The sequence below is a fragment of the Henriciella pelagia genome (genome assembly GCF_002088945.1).
Classification (GTDB): Bacteria; Pseudomonadota; Alphaproteobacteria; order Caulobacterales; family Hyphomonadaceae; genus Henriciella; species Henriciella pelagia.
Genome location: NZ_NCSU01000007.1, coordinates 237,212 through 253,988 on the forward strand (window position 1 = coordinate 237,212; position 16,777 = coordinate 253,988).

The window sequence follows — 16,777 nt, forward strand, 5'->3', positions numbered from 1 at the left end:
AATGCCCGCAGACTAAGCTCGTCAGGCCAATTCCATGGATCTTTGCAGCGCCTCGACCATGAATGTATGGCGCCGCGCGACCGCCATCGGGTCTTTTGAATAGCCACCGCCCAGAACACCGACGACAGGAATGGACCGGGCGCGGCAAGCCTCCACCACCATGCGGTCGCGCGCCTTCAGGCCGTCATCGCTGAGGGTGAGGAGGCCGAGCCGGTCATCGGCATGCGGGTCCACGCCGGCATTGTAAAAGATCAGGTCAGGGGTCGTGCGCTCGAACATCTCGTCCAGCATGGCGCGGAGCGCCCCGAGATAGGGCATGTCGCCCGCGCCCTTGCTGAGACCGACATCGAGGTCAGATGGTGGCTTCTCGCGCGGCCAGTTATCGTCGCAGTGCAGGGAGGTGGTGAAGACGCGCGACTCGCCGGCGAAGATGCGCGCCGTGCCGTCGCCATGATGGACATCGCAATCGACGACAGCCACCTGGCGCACCAGCCCCTCATTCAGTGCCACTCTTGCGGCCACAGCAACATCATTGAACACGCAGAAGCCGGCCCCGCCCTCATAGTCGGCATGATGGCTGCCACCCGCGAGATTGACGGCCGCGCCGTATTCCAGCGCCAGCCTTGTCGCGAGGCAAGTTCCGCCGACCGAGGCCCGCGTGCGCGCCGCGATGGCAGGCGTCATCTCGAAGCCGACGCGGCGGGCCGTCTTCGCATCCAGCGAGGAGGTCAGGACGCCGGTCACATAGGCCGGGTCATGGGCAAGGTGGAGCCAGCGTTCAGACGCATGGGCCGGGACAACAAACGTCTCGCCCTGCTCACGCAGCAGATCGGCCACGAGCGAATATTTGCGCATGGGGAAACGATGGCCATCCGGCACGCTGGCGGCGTCATAATCGGCATGGTGGACAAGGGGCAGGGACATCATCCTGCAAGTGCGCCTGCGGGCCCGATTGTCAAGCCAAGCTACGCCGCCTAGAGCGAAGCATGGCTGGCGCAATGCTCTCCCGTTCGAAGGTGCTGAACCTCGCTGTTCCCGTCATGCTGGCGCAGGCGGCGACGGCGACAACTGGCGTTGTCGATACGATCGTGATGGGCGTGCACGGCGACAAGGTGGACCTTGGCGCGGTGGCCGTGGCGAGCGTCGTGATGAGCTTTCTCTATTGGGCGTTCGGCTTCCTGCGCATGTCGACGACGGGGCTCACGGCGCAGGCCGCAGGGGCCGATGACAGGGTTGAAGTGCAATCCACCCTGCAGCGCGCCCTGCTGTTGGGCGGGGCGCTCGGCCTCGCCATTCTGGTGCTGTCGCCCCTGCTCAAGCTGATCGTCTTCCAGCCCTTCTCGGCGACTGAAGACGTCAAGTCGCTGGCGCGCGCCTATTTCGATGCGCGTATCTGGGGCGCGCCAGCAGTCTTGATGGGGTATGGCATCACAGGCTGGCTGCTCGGCACGGGGCGAACAGGCCAGCTGCTTGCCTTCCAGATCGTGATGAACGGCGTGAATGCAGGCCTCGATATCTGGTTCGTGGCCGGCCTCGACTGGGGCCCGGCGGGCATCGGTGCCGGCACCGCGATTGCCGAATGGGTGTCGCTTGGCTTCGGCCTCATCCTGGTGCGCGGCGGTCTCACGCGCTCGAAAGACCTGTTCGACCGCGCGCGGCTTTCGGCGCTGATCAATGCCAATCGCGATATCCTGATCCGTACGCTCGCGCTGCTGTTCAGCTTCGCGTGGTTCGTGAATTCCGGCGCGAGCCTCGGCACGGCAGAGCTCGCGGGCAATGAAGTGCTGCTGCAATTTGTCAGCGTCTCGGCCTTCGTGCTGGATGGCTTTGCCTTCGTCGCGGAGAAAGAGATTGGCGAGGCCTATGGCGCGCGAAACCGGGCGCGCCTCATCCGCGCCATGCGGGTCACGACCGAGTTGGCTTTCGCCTTCGGAGCGGCGATCTCGCTCACCTATTTCCTGACAGGCGGCCTCATCATCGAGAGCTTCGTGTCTGATCCTGAAGCGCGCGCGGTCGCGCTCGCCTTCCTGCCCTGGTGCGCGGTGATCCCGTTGCTTGGCCTGCCCGCCTGGCAGCTCGATGGCTTCTTCCTCGGCGCAACCCAAGGCAAGGCGCTGCGCAATGCGGGGGTGGCGTCCTGCCTGCTCTATGTCGCGACCGATCTCGCGCTCAGGCCCGCCTTCGGCAATGTTGGCGTCTGGTCGGCCTTCCTGACGATGTATGCCTGGCGCGCAGCGGCGCTTGGGCTGTACCTGCCGTCTCTTATTGGAAAGACGTCCACCGAACAGCATTCCCAGACCTAGTTTCAGGTTCACCACGGCTTGTCCGTAGTGCCCATCACTGCAGACATCCGCGCATCAGTTGTCAGGAGATGGATCCCACGGACACGCCGTGGGATCCGTACAATGCATATTGCGATCAGCTGAGATCAGCGCCGACAGCATCCGCGACAGAGCTGAAGCCATCCGCTTTCAGCATTTTTGCGAGATCGGCATTAATGTCAGCAACCAGCCCCGGCCCGTGATAGACCAGCGCAGAATAAAGCTGCACGGCATGGGCGCCCGCGCGGATCTTGGCATAGGCATCTGCGCCGCTCGCAATACCGCCAGCACCGATAAGGTCGAACTCGCCGAACAAGTCGGACGCGAACTGCTTCAGAACTTCTGTTGATTTCTCGAAAAGCGGCGCGCCCGATAGCCCGCCCGTCTCGCCCTTGTACTCGCTTTTCAGCGTCTCCGGGCGCTCGAGCGTCGTATTGGAAATGATGAGGCCGGCGAGCCATTTGCCGGGCCCGCGCACCACGTCGATAATGTCGCGAATGGCCGTCTCATCGAGATCTGGCGCAACTTTCAGGAAGACAGGCTTGGGCGTCATCGCCTCTGCGATACGGCCTTCCTCGCCCATTTCCTGCTTCCAGGAGAGGTGCGCCACATCCCGCATCTTTCCGCAGCGTTCCAGAAGCTCCTGAAGGGCGCCCTTGTCCTGCAGGCCGCGAAGCCCCGGCGTATTGGGCGAGGAGATGTTGATCGTGATGTAGTGGGCGTAAGGGTAGACCGCTTCGATCCCGGCTTCATAGTCGCCGATCCGGTCTTCGCTGTCCTTGTTGGCCCCAACATTTGCGCCCACCGGGGCAAGGCGCTTGTCGGCCTGACGGATGCGGGCGGTGAAGGCGCGCAGGCCCTCATTGTTGAAGCCCATCCGGTTGATGACGGCCATGTCTTCAGTCAGACGGAAGAGGCGCGGCTTGGGATTTCCGGTCTGCGGGCGCGGTGTGACCGTGCCGCATTCGACAAAGCCGAAACCGAAACGGAGCATCTGACCGAACACTTCGGCATTCTTGTCGAAGCCGGCGGCAAGGCCGACCGGGTTGAACAGCTTCAGGCCTGCCTTGGGCAGGGTGACCGGCGTGTTCCACTGCAGGGCGCTGACATTGGGAAGGCCAATCCCGGCTTTCAGGGCCCTTATGGTGGCCAGGTGCGCCGCTTCCGGCGGCAGCATGCGGACAATCCTCGTCCCAAGATCAGCAAGTGACATCAGCGCAGCTCCTCGGGAAGGACCGGATTGCCCACCACATCATTTGCGAGCGCCCAGTGACGGTTCGCTGCCGAGAGACGGAGCGTTCCGTAGAGGTGCGGAAAGAGCTGGCCGCCGCGCGATTCCTCCCAGCGCACATCGCCGCTGAACCGCTCCAGCACAAATTCGTAAAGGTGGACGCCCTGCTGGCCCGCATAGTGCAGCGCCAGTGTCTCGGCGACCTGGTCCTTTGATGACAGGTGCACATAGCCGTCTCGTGCATCGAGATCGGTATCGGTGTGGCCGAGCTCTTTCGCGCGCGCATGATCGCCAGCGCCGAGGATCTTGTAGACATAGGTCTCGATAAGCATGCGCTGGCTTGAAACAGGCTTTTGCCGAGTCGGCAAGATGTCAGGCTTGCTAGGTATTTATTCCCATGATAGGAAGAAGCAGGACAGACGGAGACATTCCGATGCGACATGCCCAGGTCTGGCGCGGCATTGACCTGCTGGCCGAGAAGAATGGCCTCAGCGCGTCGGGCCTTGCCAAGCAGGCCGGTCTCGACCCGACAAGTTTCAACCCGTCCAAGCGTGAGAGCAAGGATGGCCGCCCGCGTTGGCCGTCAACCGAAAGCATCGCTCGCGCCCTCGAAGCTGTCGGGGCGGGCATGGATGATTTCGCCGCCCTCGTGGAAGGCTATCGCGGTGCCACCGCCCCACTGATCGGCTTTGCGCAGGCGGGGGCGGATGGCTTTTTCGACGATAGCGGCTTTCCGGTGGGTGGCGGCTGGGACGAAGTGCGGTTTCCCGGTCTTGGCGACGAACCGGTCTATGCCCTCGAGATTTCCGGCGACAGCATGGAGCCCGCCTACCGCGAAGGTGACCGGATCATTGTTGCGCCCGGCGCGCAGGTTCGCAAGGGTGACCGGGTGGTCGTCAAGACGGTGGATGGCGAGGTAATGGCGAAGGTACTTGGCCGGCAGACAGAGAAGCAGGTGGAGCTGATTTCACTCAATCGCGACCACCCGACACGTCAGTTCAAACCGGGCGACATCCTCTGGATTGCGCGCATTCTCTGGGTCAGTCAGTAGTCAATAGCCTTCGCAGGCGCAGCACATTATCCGCTTGCCCTTGGGGTAGTCGGTGTGCAAACCGTGAGATCAGATGGACTGGGACAAATTGAAATCCTTTCACGCTGCCGCTGAAGCGGGCAGCCTCACCGCCGCCGGTGAACGGCTGGGTATTTCCCAGTCTGCTGTCTCGCGACAGATTTCGGCTCTGGAAGAACAGCTCGGCGTTTCGCTGTTCCAGCGCCATGCGCGCGGGCTTGTGCTGACCGATGCCGGCCACACGCTGCACCGCTCGACCATGGACATGTCGTCAGCCGCACAAATGGCGAATGCCGCCCTGCGCGACCAGCAGGATGTTGCCCAGGGCGACCTCGTCGTAACGGCGCCCATCGCCTTCGGGTCAACCTGGCTGGTGCCGCGCCTTGGAAATTTCATCAATGCCAATCCGAACATGCGCGTCGATCTGCGACTTGATGACGGGGAGACCTATGACCTCCTCAAGCTGGAAGCGGAATGCGCGATCCGTCTGTGGGCGGCTGAAAAATCAGACCTGATCCAGCGCAAACTCGGCACGGTCGCGACCAATCTCTACGCCACGCCGGACTATCTGAAACGCCACGGCACCCCGCGCACGCCGCAGGATCTCGATAATCATCGCATCATCGGCTATGGCACGGAGAAATCGATGCTGGATGCGATGAGCTGGGCCCAGAGGGTCGGCCGCGACGACACGCTGCCGCGCAAGGCCAGCCTGTCGGTGAACAATGTTCCGGCCATGCTGCGCGCGGTTGAGGCTGGTCTCGGCATTGCAGACCTGCCGGACTATATGGCGAGCACGTCGCCCCGTCTGGTCAGGGTGCTGCCAGACCATACCGGACCGACTTTCGACCTCTATTTCATCTATCCAAGTGACCTCAAGCGCTCCAAGCGGATTGCCGCCTTTCGCGACTTCCTCACCACCGAGGTCGAGGCGATCAAGCGAGAAAGCATCCAACTTCGCGCTAGCTGACCACCCCACCATGCATAAACGCATGGCTTGATTTCTGATTCGCAACTTGGCTTTCACCGCCTGCATGCCTACTTGTCGGGGTGAGCCGTGGTCCCGGCCTTTTAACCAATCCCTCCGATTGGTCGTTTCCTCCCTTAAAGTAGGGACCCACTTTTTAGAGCCCGGCGCGATCCTTCGCTGCCGGGCTTTTTTTTGTTACATTTATGCAATTTTTCAGAGGCTGGCCCGGAGCATCCAGGCCGTCTTGTCAGCAATGGTTGCGCGCTGGGTGAGCATGTCGGCCGTCACATCGTCAAATTCTGCGACCGCTGCGACGCCTTCGCGGGCCGCCCGGGCCACCGCTTCATGGCCTTTGGACAGGTTGGTGACCATGGCTTCGGCATCTGGCACGCCATTGTCGGCGCGAATGGTCGCGTAGGAATACATTTCTTCTGTCGAAGCCGGCGCATAATAGTCGAGCGCGCGGATGCGTTCGGCCAGTTCGTCCAGCGCCGCCCAGAGTTCAGTGTACTGCTCCATGAACATGGCATGCAGGGACTGGAAGCGTGGGCCGGTGACATTCCAGTGATAGCTGTGCGTCTTGGAATAGAGCGCATAGGTCTCGCCCAGCACCTTGCGGATGGCTTCGACGGATTTTTTTCTCTGATCGTCAGTCAGACCAATATCGATCGGCATTTCTGGATCTCCTGAATGATTGATGCCGTCCATATGGGCATCAACGAACCGAGAACCAATCAATTGGGCTGGGCTGAAATATAGAAATATTCTATTTCAGAGCCGCACAGAAGCGATTGATGCGCTTCATGGCTTCTTCCAGGGCCTCGGTCGAGGTCGCATAGGAAATCCGGAACGCTGGCGAGAGACCAAACGCTTCGCCGAACACGACAGCCACTTTCTCTTCCTCCAGCAGCGCAGCGGCGAAATCCTTGTCCGAGGTAATCTTCGTGCCGGCCGGCGAAGTCTTGCCAATCACCCCGGCGCAGCTTGGATAGACGTAGAATGCGCCTTCCGGCGTTGCGCAGGAGATGCCTTCGCACTTGTTGAGTTCCTCCACGACCATGTCGCGGCGCTGCTTGAAGACGGCGTTGCGCTCGGCCAGAAAGCCATGATCGCCATTCAGCGCGGCAACACTTGCCCACTGGCTGATCGAGCATGGATTGGAGGTCGATTGCGACATGATCTTGCGCATCGTGCTGATAAGCTTTTCCGGGCCGCCAGCATAGCCGATCCGCCAGCCGGTCATTGCATAGGCCTTGGACACACCGTTCACCGTCAGCGTGCGCTCATACAGCTTCGGCTCGACCTGCGCGATGGTCCAGTACTCAAAGCCATCATAGACGAGGTGCTCATACATGTCGTCGGTCATCACCCAGACATGCGGATGCTTCAGCAGGACATCGGCAAGCCCGCGCAGTTCGTCCTTTGTATAGGCTGCGCCTGTCGGGTTGGATGGTGAGTTCAGAACCAGCCATTTGGTGTTCGGCGTGATGGCGCTTTCCAGCGCTTCCGGCGAAAGCTTGTAGTTCGAATTCGGGCCGCACTGCACAAAGACAGGCGTGCCGCCGGCCAGCAGCGCCATGTCCGGATAGCTTACCCAGTAGGGCGCAGGCACGATCACCTCGTCGCCGGGGTTCAGCGTCGCCATGAAGGCGTTGTACAGCACCGCCTTGCCACCTGGCGACACATTGATCTGGGATGGTTTGTAGTCGAGGTCGTTATCGCGCTTGAACTTGGCGCAAATTGCTTCCTTCAGTTCCGGAATGCCGTCGGCAGGGGTGTACTTCGTCTTGCCGTCCTGGATCGCCTTGATGGCGGCTTCCTTGACATGGTCCGGCGTGTCGAAGTCAGGTTCGCCGGCGCCCAGACCAATCACGTTGATGCCCGCGCGTTTCATTTCGTTCGCCTTTGTCGTCACGGCAATCGTGGCGGAAGGCTGAACGCGTTCGACGGCTCGGCTCAATGTGAGGTCGCTGGCCATATGCAGGGCTCCTGTCTGTCTTGTGCAGCGCATCCTTACGACTGGCCGTTTCAGTGCGCAAGGCGGTAGATTGGCGCGCACACCTGCTAATCAGGCACGAAGCAGATGCAGCAAATTTCACGCATCGGTTTCAACGAATTTTGGTCAGTTGGCCATAGGATCCATCAATCGTCGGACCTGTCCGGGGGACAAGTCGGAGGAAGGAAATGATTAGCACGGTATCCAAGTCGCCATTTGACAAGATTTACAGCGACATCATGACAGAGGTATCGCGCCGGTACGAGGCGACGGTGCACTGGCTGATGCAGCGCAACGATGCCGAACAGCTGATCATTGCCTGCGTGTTCATCCTGCTGCTGTTGTGGCTGATGATCCGCAGGTCCATGCGTAACAAGGATGGCAGCACGAGCCGCAATTTCGGCGGATCAGTCGTCCTGATCATGATTTTCGCCTTCGGTCTTGGCTGGATGCTGGACAGTGGCGGCGGATCGCTGGCCTTCATGTTCCGCGGCTGACACAGGCGGCCTAGGCGGCAGGGCTGCCAGCCCCTAGATTGGCGCCATGTCTGACTCGCCCACATCGCAGGCGCCCAAGCGCGGCGTCGATGTCATCAAGGACAATCTGAAGCGCCTGCCCGCCAAGCCGGGCGTCTACCGCATGTTTGGCGCGAAGGATGAGGTGCTCTATGTCGGCAAGGCACGAAACCTGAAGGCGCGCGTCTCAAATTATGCGCGGCTCGGCGGCCACACACAGCGTATCGCTGCCATGATTGCGCTGACCTCGCGCATGGAATTCGTGGTGACGGAAAGCGAGACTGAAGCGCTGCTGCTGGAAGCGAGTCTCATCAAGTCGCTCCGGCCGAGATTCAACATCCTGCTGCGTGACGACAAATCATTTCCATATATCCTGATCCGCCGTGATCATGACTATCCGCAGATCCTGAAATATCGCGGCTCCAAGCAGGATCGCGGTGACTATTTCGGGCCGTTTGCGAGCGCCAATGCCGTCACGCGCACCCTCGACACGCTGCAGAAGGCCTTCCTGCTACGCACCTGCGAGGACAGCGTGTTCTCGGTCCGCAACCGGCCCTGCATGCTGCACCAGATCAAGCGTTGCTCTGCGCCCTGTGTCGGCCTGATCAGCGAGAGCGGCTATACCAGGCTCGCTAACCAGGCGGCCGACTTCCTGCGCGGCAAGGGCGTCGACCTGCAGGCAGAGCTCGCAAGCGAGATGGAAGCGGCATCCGAGGAGATGGATTTCGAGCGCGCCGCAACCCTGCGTGACCGTATTCGCGCCCTGGCCGTCGTGCGGGCCCAGCAGGACATCAACCCGGACGGCATAGAGGAAGCCGATATCTTCGCCATTGCCATGGAAGGTGGCCAGTCGGCGGTGCAGGTCTTCTTCATCCGCGCTGGCCAGAACTGGGGCGCCACCATCCACTTCCCGCGCCATGAGAAGGACGAGACGCAGGAGGAAATCCTCTCTGCCTTCCTCGTCCAGTTCTATGACAAGCGCCCGGCCCCGCGCCTCATCCTGACCAATGAGGCGCCGGACCAGCGAGACCTGATCGGCGAAGCGCTGGAGCTGAAGGCGGGCAGGAAGGTCGAGATCCGTACCCCGCAACGCGGCGAGAAGCGCGAACTTGTGGCCCAGGCGACACGCAACGCAGCCGAGGCGCTATCGCGCAAGCTGGCCGAAACGGCGAGCCAGCAGCGCCTGCTGAAGGATCTCGCCAAGGCGTTCGACCTGCCTGAACCGCCAAAGCGCGTCGAAATCTACGATAATAGCCACATACAGGGGTCGAATGCCGTTGGCGGCATGGTCGTGGCCGGCCCGGAAGGCTTCATCAAGGGCCAGTATCGCAAGTTCAATATCAAGGACACCAAGCTCGAACCGGGCGATGATTACGGCATGATGCGGGAGGTCATGACACGGCGCTTCAAACGGCTCCTCAAGGAGGCGGAAGAGCAGAAGCTGCCGATCCGCGAGCTTGAAACCTATCCGGACCTTGTGCTCATCGATGGCGGGCTCGGCCAGCTCAGCGCCGTCACCGAGGCGATCGGCGAGCTTGGGCTGACGCCGGATGACATTACGCTCGTCTCCATCGCCAAGGGACCGGACCGCAATGCCGGCCGGGAGAAGTTTTTCCGGCCGGGCAAGACACCCTTCCAGCTGCCGCCGGACACGCCGGTGCTCTACTACCTGCAGCGCCTGCGCGACGAGGCGCATCGCTGGGCCATTGGCGCGCACCGCTCCAAACGGTCGGCTGACATCAAGTCGTCACCTCTGGATGAGATAGAAGGCATTGGCCCATCGCGGAAAAAAGCCTTATTGCACAGGTTTGGATCTGCCAAAGGCGTTTCACGGGCCAAGCTGGTCGACCTGGAAAATGTGGATGGCATCAACCGCGCTCTCGCTGAACGGATCTATGGCCATTTTAATGGAGGCTAGTGACCATTGGGGCTGAAATGGTTGCCGAATACCGTCACCATCCTGCGGTGCGTCCTGGCCATCTGGGTCGGCTTTCTCATCCTGGAATTCGGTCGCCAGCTTGATGCAGGCCGCGCCACCGGCAGCTGGGTTTTCCTTCCGTTTGCGGCCTTTGTGTTCGTGGCCGCAACCGACTGGCTGGACGGCGCGCTGGCCCGCGGGCTCGATGCGGTCAGCCCACTCGGTGCCCGGCTCGACCCGATTGCGGACAAGCTCCTGACCGGCGCCTGCCTGCTGACGCTCGCACATCTCGATAGCTGGACGTGGACGGTGTCCATTCCGGCGCTCACCATTGTCGGGCGCGATCTTCTCATGACAGCCATCCGCGAATCCATGGGCAATCCGAGGGGGTTGAAAGTGACGCGCGCGGCAAAATGGAAGACGGCTGTGGCACTGGTCGCGATTGGCGCATGCCTTCTCGGCATGGCAATCAGCGCGCTTGCGCTTGATACCGAGCGGTTCTCGGCAGCCTGGATCGGAACGCGCGCCGTCCTGATGGCAGGCCTGGTCGGCATCTGGGTCGCCGCTATCATGTCCGTGATGACCGCCGCTGACTATGTCTCAGCGCTGCGCCAGCAGGACTGAAAGCCTACCAGTAGCCATCCGAGACGCCGCCGCCATAGACCTCGGCAAGACGGCGCTTCGTGCCGGGCGTCGCGTCTTCGGGCGGCGAGACCGGGTCGATCCACAGCCGCTGCGAGATTTCGCCGCGACTTGTCGGCTCCCGCGCTTGCCATGCCTCCGCGTCCAGCCGGTAGAGCACGACATGGTCATTCGGGAAGACGCGGTGATTGGAGTAAATGCCAATGAGGCGAGGCGCTCCGACAATCTCGGCACCTGCTTCTTCAATCAGCTCACGCCTGAGCGAGACTTCGGCGATTTCACCTTTCTCTACGCCGCCCCCGGGCAGGAACAGGCCGGATGTGTAGGTGTGACGGACCAGCAGGACACGGCCTTGGCTATCTTCCAGCATCGCCCTCACGCCAAGCGTCATCGGGCGGCTCATGCGGAACCAGGACTGAAACATTCTCGTGCGGAGTTTTGGCATCAATATGGTTTCCGGTGAATTGCACCCTCGCCAAACCACTCAACACAGTCTATCAAGCCGGGCAACATTGGGTATTCAGGGTAGTTAAACATGTTCGCACTCATCGCCATCGGCGTCACGGTCGCAGTTTTCGGGCTTTTGAATCTGATCGATTATCGCCGTCTCGACTAAGAGGTCCATGTAGACTTGCCAGATCTGGCGCTCCTTGCAGCCCTTGTTGGCGGACTCGTCATTCTTGCCCTCGCGGGCGACTTTCTGGTCAATGGCGCCATGGACGCTGCGCGGCGTCTTGGCATTTCTCCTCTTATCGCAGGCATACTGATCGTCGGGTTCGGCACGTCCGCGCCGGAAATGGTTGTGTCGCTGGATGCCGCCTATAGCGGCAATCCCGGCCTCGCCATCGGCAATATCGTCGGCTCCAACATCGCCAATATCTGGTTCGTCCTGGCCGCGCCAGCCCTGCTCATACCGCTGACGGCGCGCCAGTTCGGCCTGCGCCGATCCTTCTGGTTCATGCTGGCCGTGACCGCCGTGTGGATCGCGTGGACCATGCACCACCCGCTGACGCCGCTCTTCGGCCTTGTCCTGCTGGCCCTCCTCGTCCTCTACACCTTCCTGATGTTGTGGTGGACCTCGTCAGCCTTGCGCAAGGGCGTCGATGTCGGGCTGGAAGACGGCGATGAACTCAAGACGTTCACCATGGCTGCAAGCCTGATCGTCGGCATTGTCGGCCTGCCGCTCGGCGCGCATCTCATCGTCGAGGGCGGCACCGGCATCGCGCGAACCTATAATGTCCCCGAGGAAGTCATTGGCCTCACCCTACTCGCCATCGGCACCTCCCTGCCAGAGCTGGGCGCCGGTCTTGCCGCCGCATTCCGCAGGCGCGCAGATGTGATCATCGGCAATGTCATCGGATCGAACATCTTCAACCTCGCCGGCGCGGGCGCGATCATCGCCCTGTTCGGGCCCACCGATCTCGCGCCGACCTTCCCGCAATTTGATCACTGGTTCATGGCAGCGGCAGCGATCACGCTCGGTCTCTTCGTCATTCCCCGCAACAAGATCACGCGCCTTGCCGCGCTTGCCATGGGACTTACCTATGGCATCTATCTCTACGGGCTGGTGAACGGCTGGAACATCGCAGGCGGAGTGGAAAGCCTCCTTGGCGGAAACTGAACTCAAACACCGGCGCGCCCTCATCACAGGCGCGGGAAAGCGGATCGGACAGGCGCTTGCAGAAGCGCTTGGCCAAGATGGCTGGGCGGTTGCGGTCCACTATCGTTCGTCCGCTGATGGTGCGAAGGAAACTGTACGCGCGATAGAAGCCGCTGGCGGCAAAGGCGTCATCGTGCAGGGCGACCTCGCTGAGGAAAAAGACTTGAGGCAGCTTGTACCGCTCGCTGCGGAAAAACTTGGCGGACCGCTCACACTCCTGGTCAACTCAGCCTCGACCTTTGAACAGGATACAGCGCGCAATCATGATCGCGAGGGCTGGGATCTTCATTTCGACGCCAATCTTCGCGCCCCCGTGGCGCTTGCGCAGGCGTTTGCGAACGCCCTGCCGGAAAAGCAACGCGGCCTCATCGTCAACCTGATCGACCAGCGCGTCTGGAAGCTCAACCCGCAATTCTTCACCTACACGCTTTCGAAATCGGCGCTGTGGACGGCCACGCAGACGCTGGCGCAGGCCCTCGCTCCGAATATCCGGGTCAATGGTATCGGGCCGGGTCCGACGCTGCGCAATGCCCATCAGAGCGAGGAAGAGTTCGAAGCCGAGCGCAAGGCGACGCTGACACAGGAAGGCTCGCGCCCAGAAGAAATCGTGCGGGCCCTGCGTTATCTTATCTCGGCTGACAGCGTGACCGGACAGATGATTGCTGCAGACGGCGGCCAGCACCTCATGTGGCAGACCCCGGACACGCAGATCTGATGGATTTCTCCTCCGACACGTCCGCCCCGGCGCACCCTCGCGTCATGGAAGCACTTGCCCGCGTGAATGCGGGCCACCAGTCGAGCTATGGCAATGACGCCGTGACGGCAGAGCTTCGAGGCCTGCTGGCCCGAACGCTCGAGATTGAGGATTTCGATTTCTGGCTCTGTGCATCGGGCACGGCGTCAAACGCGCTGGCGCTGTCCTGCTTTTGTCCCCCGACCGGCGCCATCCTCTGCCACGCCGAAGCGCACATCGCCCGCGATGAACGCGGCGCGCCGGAATTTTTCTCCGGCGGCGGCAAGCTGCAATTGCTCGGCGGCGATGGCGCCCAGATCGAGGAGACAGAGCTTCGCGATGCACTCGCGCGGATCGATCATGGCTTCGTCCACGAAACGCCGGCGCATGTTCTCTCGCTCACCAATCTTACTGAAAGTGGCACCGCCTACCCTGCGGCCCGCATCGCGCATTATGCAGCGCTGGCGAAGGAAGCGGGTCTCACCGTCCATCTCGACGGCGCGCGGATCGCCAATGCGCTTGTCTCGATGGGTGCGAGCCTTGCCGATATGAGCTGGAGAGCCGGCACGGATGTGCTTTGCCTCGGCCTGACCAAGACAGGGGCAATGGGCTGCGAGATCATCGTCCTGTTCGGTGAAGCCCGAACGAAGTTCAACGAGCTGAAGGCGCGCGCCAAACGGTCCGGGCACATGCCGCCCAAGATGCGTTACCTCGCCGCCCAGGCCATCGCCCTGTTGACGGACGGGCTGTGGCTGGACCTTGCCCGCAACGCCAATCAGCGAGCGCAGGAGGTCGCCAACCTGCTGTGCAGGAGACCGGGGACCGAACTGGTGCATCCGGTGCATGGCAATGAGGTCTTTGTCAGGCTGGATGACGAAACAGCCGGCAGGCTGCGGGACGCAGGCGCGGTGTTCTACACCTGGCTCGATGGCAGCTCGCGACTTGTAACCAGCTGGCAGACGGGCGCCGATACGATTGACCAGCTGGCGTCAGTTCTGGACTGACGGGTCCGGGTGTTCGGCAAGACCAGGCTTCATCCAGATCTTCATCCGTTCAAAATAGGCATCAACGTCCATGGGGGCGTATTTCTTGCCGTTCAGAAGCTCCTGGTGAAGGACCATGAAGATGGAGGAGCCCATCAGCATCATGGCGGCCTGCCGGGCAGCATGAAGAGGCCCCGACCAGCCCGGTGACTTGAACAGCCTGTTCGCGACCGCTTCGACACCCGGCATCACCAGGTTTTCGAGATAGGCGCGCCTCGCCTTCTCATCGATCATGCTCTCCCGGATTCCGAACCGGTGTGCCCGAATGTACAGCGAATTCTCGCGATATTGCGACATGAGATCGAGATAGTCGGTAACCGATTCCTCTATGGATGGCCCGACGACGGCAGCGGCAGCGCGCATCGACGCGGCAAGTTCATGAAGTTGCTCGAAGACGGCAATGATGACGCCTGACCGATCCTGAAAATAGTGCCTGAGCGTCGGTTCGGACGTATCCACTGCAATTGCGATTTGCCGGAAGGATGGCGCTTCCACGTCATCGCTCAGCAGAAAACTCGATGCGGCAGTGACCAGCGCCAGCCTCTTCTCCTCAAAATCCTGATTTCGCACCCCTGCCGGTCGTGGCATTCCTCGTCCTCCCTAGCCTGCATCCGGACGTCCCGGCGAATGGCCGGAACCTTTCAGCAGCCAGGACCACCATCCCGGCCACTGCAGTGATTACTGCACCAGCACCGAGCGGTTGCATCGCGCGTGGTGAACCCAGACATCGGCCTCTCCGACGCCAATGCCGAGCATTTCAGTCAAACTGTCGACGATCGAATCGACCGGCCCGGCTGCTGATTGCAGCGTGCTGCCGACAAGGCCCGTCACCGCCCTCGGGGTCGCCAGCGACAGACCAGCGATATCGACGTCATAGTCGAGCGTGCCGATCGTCGAAGAGATCGCACCGCGCAGGGCTTCTCGGGTCTGGACGGTCTTCGGATCGCCGCCAAAATCCCGGCTGTGAAACCGCAGCGTGCGAGAATTCGGCGACGAGAGGCTGGTGCGGGAGACTGCGCTCACCTCGATCAGGCGCGCATTGACGAGGCGGGCCGGCTCAAACCGCTGGACACGGCCCATCTGCTCCAGACCACCCGGCAGGTCGGCAATTCTCAGGGTCAGGATCGAAGGATCAACCTCGATATCAACACGGTGCACATCCGGCCGGTCATTTGCGCAGATCACCTCCGCGATCCGGGCTTCAGCGGACGCCATCTCGATATAGAGCGGCAGGCGAACCAGGTCCCCGTCCAGCGCGCCGCCTGCCGTCACCGAGGCCTCGATGAAAAGGCGGAGCTGCGCCGTCGACACCATGGACTGGCCATCATCGGTCAGGGAGAACCATGTCATCGACTGCGGACGTTCACCGACAAGCAGGGCAATGCGCGTATCAGCCAGGCCGGGAACGCTCGCCCCAAGGTCGAGGTCGACCTGATTGGCTCCATTTGCGGCAATGGCACTGGCGGTCACCATCTGTACGGCTTCGAGCACGAGGTCGAGATCGCCCTCCACACTGCCAAGTTCAGCGCGCCCGACAGGGCCAAGGTCAAACAGCGTCGATAGCGACACGGAGAGGTTCGCCATGGCCCTGTTCGAGGCGAGCCCCTGCAGCACCGATTTCGCGCTGAGCGACCCTTCGCTGACGTCTGCCATTGCGGAGAATACGCTTGTCAGCGCGACATCGCTATCCAGCACATCATCATAGGTGACGGCTTCCAGATCGAGATCGCTGGCGAGCGTTTCCGAGAATTTCAGGAGATCGACATCCGCATTGACGAGCGAATTATAGTCCATGACCGTCAGCTTGACCTCCGATCCGGTCAGGCCGGAGAGCATGGCATTCAGCAGGCCGTCTTCGAGCCTGGCGAGACGCGAGCCGATGGACATCGCCACTTCTGACGAGACGGACGCTGTCCCGGACGCCGAAACGCGCTCCCGGTTCGTACCAATGAAATCGAAATAGCGAGCCGGCGCTTCGGTGAGCGAGACGCGGACAGCATTGACAGGCTCACCTCCGACCTCAAAGCGCGCATCGAAGGCAAGATCCGGATTGGCGAAATAGCGGCCGAGCTCGACAGAGACATCTCCCTTGAACTGGTGCAGCGACTCGCGTTGGGGATTGCCATCGCGGCCGCGCAGACGGTGCGCGTCACTCTTGCGATAGCCATTGTCGGACAGCAGCTTGTAGACCGCCAGTTCGGCCTTTTCGATATTGGATGCCGCTGCAATTGCGGCCAGGTCGGCAAGGCCTTGCAGTTTGCGCTTCTGTTCGGCGGTCGCGCCGACATCGACGGCAAATGCGGCCATTACGACAGCGATGGGTGCGAAGATCGAGACCAGGATGACAACCTGTCCAGACAGGTCTCGCCAAAAGGTTCGCAGGCGCGTAACCGGTTGGAGAATGGATACAGCGCGCATCTCAGTAGCCTCCCGCGCGGATCAGCGAGGTCCGGGTGATCGTCTTTTCGGGCAGAGGCAGGCCCTGATAGAGATTCCATACAGGAAGCTCGGTCGCATCATAGGTGACCGTCACGACCACGAAATCGGAGCGGTCCTCATTGCTCGACACGTCCACGCTGAGATGGTCACCCAGCAACAGGCCGCCTTGTTCGAGGGCGGTTGCGACATAGGTGTCGACAAGCTTCTGGCGCTCATTCATGTCCAGCCCACCCATCGCCG

At 61.5% G+C, this 16,777-nt stretch carries 18 protein-coding genes; 9 read left to right on the plus strand and 9 right to left on the minus strand.

Annotated elements, in window-relative coordinates:
• Positions 1-21: 21 nt before the first annotated feature.
• Positions 22-927, minus strand: a complete 906-nt coding sequence (locus tag B8746_RS03740; RefSeq protein WP_233123903.1) for a histone deacetylase family protein — start codon at positions 925-927, stop codon at positions 22-24.
• A 59-nt stretch (positions 928-986) separates the two neighbouring features.
• Between B8746_RS03740 and B8746_RS03745 the strand changes: the two genes are divergently transcribed.
• Positions 987-2,303, plus strand: a complete 1,317-nt coding sequence (locus B8746_RS03745; RefSeq protein WP_084391893.1) for an MATE family efflux transporter — start codon at positions 987-989, stop codon at positions 2,301-2,303.
• Positions 2,304-2,418: 115 nt separating this feature from the next.
• Here the strand turns inward: B8746_RS03745 and B8746_RS03750 are convergent, their stop codons facing one another.
• Positions 2,419-3,534, minus strand: a complete 1,116-nt coding sequence (locus B8746_RS03750) for a quinone-dependent dihydroorotate dehydrogenase (protein WP_084391894.1) — start codon at positions 3,532-3,534, stop codon at positions 2,419-2,421.
• Positions 3,534-3,920 carry a DUF952 domain-containing protein gene (locus B8746_RS03755; protein WP_198943696.1) on the minus strand — a complete coding sequence of 129 codons (387 nt, stop codon included), beginning with the start codon at positions 3,918-3,920 and terminating at the stop codon, positions 3,534-3,536. The genes B8746_RS03750 and B8746_RS03755 overlap by 1 nt, the downstream gene beginning before the upstream one ends.
• Positions 3,921-3,985: 65 nt before the next feature.
• On the opposite strand from B8746_RS03755, the gene B8746_RS03760 reads away from it, so the two are divergent.
• Positions 3,986-4,603 (plus strand): S24 family peptidase, encoded by a 618-nt coding sequence (locus B8746_RS03760; RefSeq protein WP_084391896.1) that lies wholly within the window; start codon positions 3,986-3,988, stop codon positions 4,601-4,603.
• Between the two features lie 73 nt (positions 4,604-4,676).
• Positions 4,677-5,591: a LysR family transcriptional regulator gene (locus B8746_RS03765; RefSeq protein ID WP_084391897.1), complete on the plus strand. Its 915-nt coding sequence runs from the start codon at positions 4,677-4,679 to the stop codon at positions 5,589-5,591.
• 213 nt (positions 5,592-5,804) lie between these two features.
• On the opposite strand, the gene B8746_RS03770 is transcribed toward B8746_RS03765, so the two are convergent.
• Together B8746_RS03770 and B8746_RS03775 are read right to left on the minus strand one after the other, a co-directional pair.
• Entirely contained in the window at positions 5,805-6,266 is a 462-nt protein-coding gene (locus B8746_RS03770; protein ID WP_084391898.1) for a Dps family protein, read from the minus strand.
• A gap of 91 nt (positions 6,267-6,357) precedes the next feature.
• Positions 6,358-7,569, minus strand: coding sequence for a pyridoxal phosphate-dependent aminotransferase (locus B8746_RS03775; protein ID WP_084391899.1), 1,212 nt, complete (start codon positions 7,567-7,569; stop codon positions 6,358-6,360).
• 206 nt (positions 7,570-7,775) lie between these two features.
• On the opposite strand from B8746_RS03775, the gene B8746_RS03780 reads away from it, so the two are divergent.
• Genes B8746_RS03780 through B8746_RS03790 form a run of 3 tightly spaced genes read left to right on the plus strand, consistent with a single transcriptional unit; the run spans position 7,776 to position 10,644 of the window.
• Positions 7,776-8,084 (plus strand): hypothetical protein, encoded by a 309-nt coding sequence (locus B8746_RS03780; RefSeq protein WP_084391900.1) that lies wholly within the window; start codon positions 7,776-7,778, stop codon positions 8,082-8,084.
• Between the two features lie 46 nt (positions 8,085-8,130).
• Complete coding sequence (gene uvrC, locus B8746_RS03785; protein WP_084391901.1) at positions 8,131-10,020, plus strand: excinuclease ABC subunit UvrC; 1,890 nt, start codon at positions 8,131-8,133, stop codon at positions 10,018-10,020.
• A gap of 21 nt (positions 10,021-10,041) precedes the next feature.
• Positions 10,042-10,644 carry a CDP-alcohol phosphatidyltransferase family protein gene (locus B8746_RS03790; RefSeq protein WP_158084530.1) on the plus strand — a complete coding sequence of 201 codons (603 nt, stop codon included), beginning with the start codon at positions 10,042-10,044 and terminating at the stop codon, positions 10,642-10,644.
• 4 nt (positions 10,645-10,648) lie between these two features.
• Here B8746_RS03790 and B8746_RS03795 read toward each other — a convergent pair whose 3' ends face one another.
• The gene (locus B8746_RS03795) at positions 10,649-11,107 is read right to left on the minus strand and encodes an NUDIX domain-containing protein (RefSeq protein WP_084391903.1); all 459 of its coding nucleotides are present in this window, start codon (positions 11,105-11,107) and stop codon (positions 10,649-10,651) included.
• A 186-nt stretch (positions 11,108-11,293) separates the two neighbouring features.
• Between B8746_RS03795 and B8746_RS03800 the strand changes: the two genes are divergently transcribed.
• Genes B8746_RS03800 through B8746_RS03810 form a run of 3 tightly spaced genes read left to right on the plus strand, consistent with a single transcriptional unit; the run spans position 11,294 to position 14,059 of the window.
• On the plus strand, positions 11,294-12,283 hold the full coding sequence (locus B8746_RS03800) for a calcium/sodium antiporter (RefSeq protein ID WP_084391904.1): 990 nt from the start codon (positions 11,294-11,296) through the stop codon (positions 12,281-12,283).
• Complete coding sequence (locus B8746_RS03805) at positions 12,270-13,037, plus strand: SDR family oxidoreductase (RefSeq protein ID WP_084391905.1); 768 nt, start codon at positions 12,270-12,272, stop codon at positions 13,035-13,037. The genes B8746_RS03800 and B8746_RS03805 overlap by 14 nt, the downstream gene beginning before the upstream one ends.
• Positions 13,037-14,059 (plus strand): threonine aldolase family protein, encoded by a 1,023-nt coding sequence (locus B8746_RS03810; RefSeq protein WP_084391906.1) that lies wholly within the window; start codon positions 13,037-13,039, stop codon positions 14,057-14,059. Before B8746_RS03805 ends, B8746_RS03810 begins: the two co-directional genes overlap by 1 nt.
• Here the strand turns inward: B8746_RS03810 and B8746_RS03815 are convergent.
• The 3 genes from B8746_RS03815 to B8746_RS17340 form a co-directional block, all read right to left on the minus strand.
• Complete coding sequence (locus B8746_RS03815; protein WP_084391907.1) at positions 14,045-14,686, minus strand: TetR/AcrR family transcriptional regulator; 642 nt, start codon at positions 14,684-14,686, stop codon at positions 14,045-14,047. The genes B8746_RS03810 and B8746_RS03815 overlap by 15 nt on opposite strands.
• A 90-nt stretch (positions 14,687-14,776) precedes the next feature.
• The gene (locus B8746_RS03820) at positions 14,777-16,516 is read right to left on the minus strand and encodes a pilus assembly protein TadG-related protein (protein WP_084391908.1); all 1,740 of its coding nucleotides are present in this window, start codon (positions 16,514-16,516) and stop codon (positions 14,777-14,779) included.
• Position 16,517: 1 nt separating this feature from the next.
• Positions 16,518-16,757, minus strand: coding sequence for a hypothetical protein (locus tag B8746_RS17340; RefSeq protein ID WP_233124064.1), 240 nt, complete (start codon positions 16,755-16,757; stop codon positions 16,518-16,520).
• Between the last annotated feature and the right edge of the window lie 20 nt (positions 16,758-16,777).

Bases quoted from the DNA above. Each gene is read 5' to 3' on its own strand.
- B8746_RS03780 (WP_084391900.1), top strand. From the start codon at position 7,776: ATGATTAGCACGGTATCCAAGTCGCCATTTGACAAGATTTACAGCGAC.
- B8746_RS03760 (WP_084391896.1), top strand. From the start codon at position 3,986: ATGCGACATGCCCAGGTCTGGCGCGGCATTGACCTGCTGGCCGAGAAG.
- B8746_RS03765 (WP_084391897.1), top strand. From the start codon at position 4,677: ATGGACTGGGACAAATTGAAATCCTTTCACGCTGCCGCTGAAGCGGGC.
- B8746_RS03775 (WP_084391899.1), bottom strand. From the start codon at position 7,569: ATGGCCAGCGACCTCACATTGAGCCGAGCCGTCGAACGCGTTCAGCCT.
- uvrC (WP_084391901.1), top strand. From the start codon at position 8,131: ATGTCTGACTCGCCCACATCGCAGGCGCCCAAGCGCGGCGTCGATGTC.
- B8746_RS03795 (WP_084391903.1), bottom strand. From the start codon at position 11,107: ATGCCAAAACTCCGCACGAGAATGTTTCAGTCCTGGTTCCGCATGAGC.
- B8746_RS03810 (WP_084391906.1), top strand. From the start codon at position 13,037: ATGGATTTCTCCTCCGACACGTCCGCCCCGGCGCACCCTCGCGTCATG.
- B8746_RS03770 (WP_084391898.1), bottom strand. From the start codon at position 6,266: ATGCCGATCGATATTGGTCTGACTGACGATCAGAGAAAAAAATCCGTC.
- B8746_RS03740 (WP_233123903.1), bottom strand. From the start codon at position 927: ATGATGTCCCTGCCCCTTGTCCACCATGCCGATTATGACGCCGCCAGC.
- B8746_RS03745 (WP_084391893.1), top strand. From the start codon at position 987: ATGGCTGGCGCAATGCTCTCCCGTTCGAAGGTGCTGAACCTCGCTGTT.
- B8746_RS03820 (WP_084391908.1), bottom strand. From the start codon at position 16,516: ATGCGCGCTGTATCCATTCTCCAACCGGTTACGCGCCTGCGAACCTTT.
- B8746_RS03815 (WP_084391907.1), bottom strand. From the start codon at position 14,686: ATGCCACGACCGGCAGGGGTGCGAAATCAGGATTTTGAGGAGAAGAGG.
- B8746_RS03750 (WP_084391894.1), bottom strand. From the start codon at position 3,534: ATGTCACTTGCTGATCTTGGGACGAGGATTGTCCGCATGCTGCCGCCG.
- B8746_RS17340 (WP_233124064.1), bottom strand. From the start codon at position 16,757: ATGAATGAGCGCCAGAAGCTTGTCGACACCTATGTCGCAACCGCCCTC.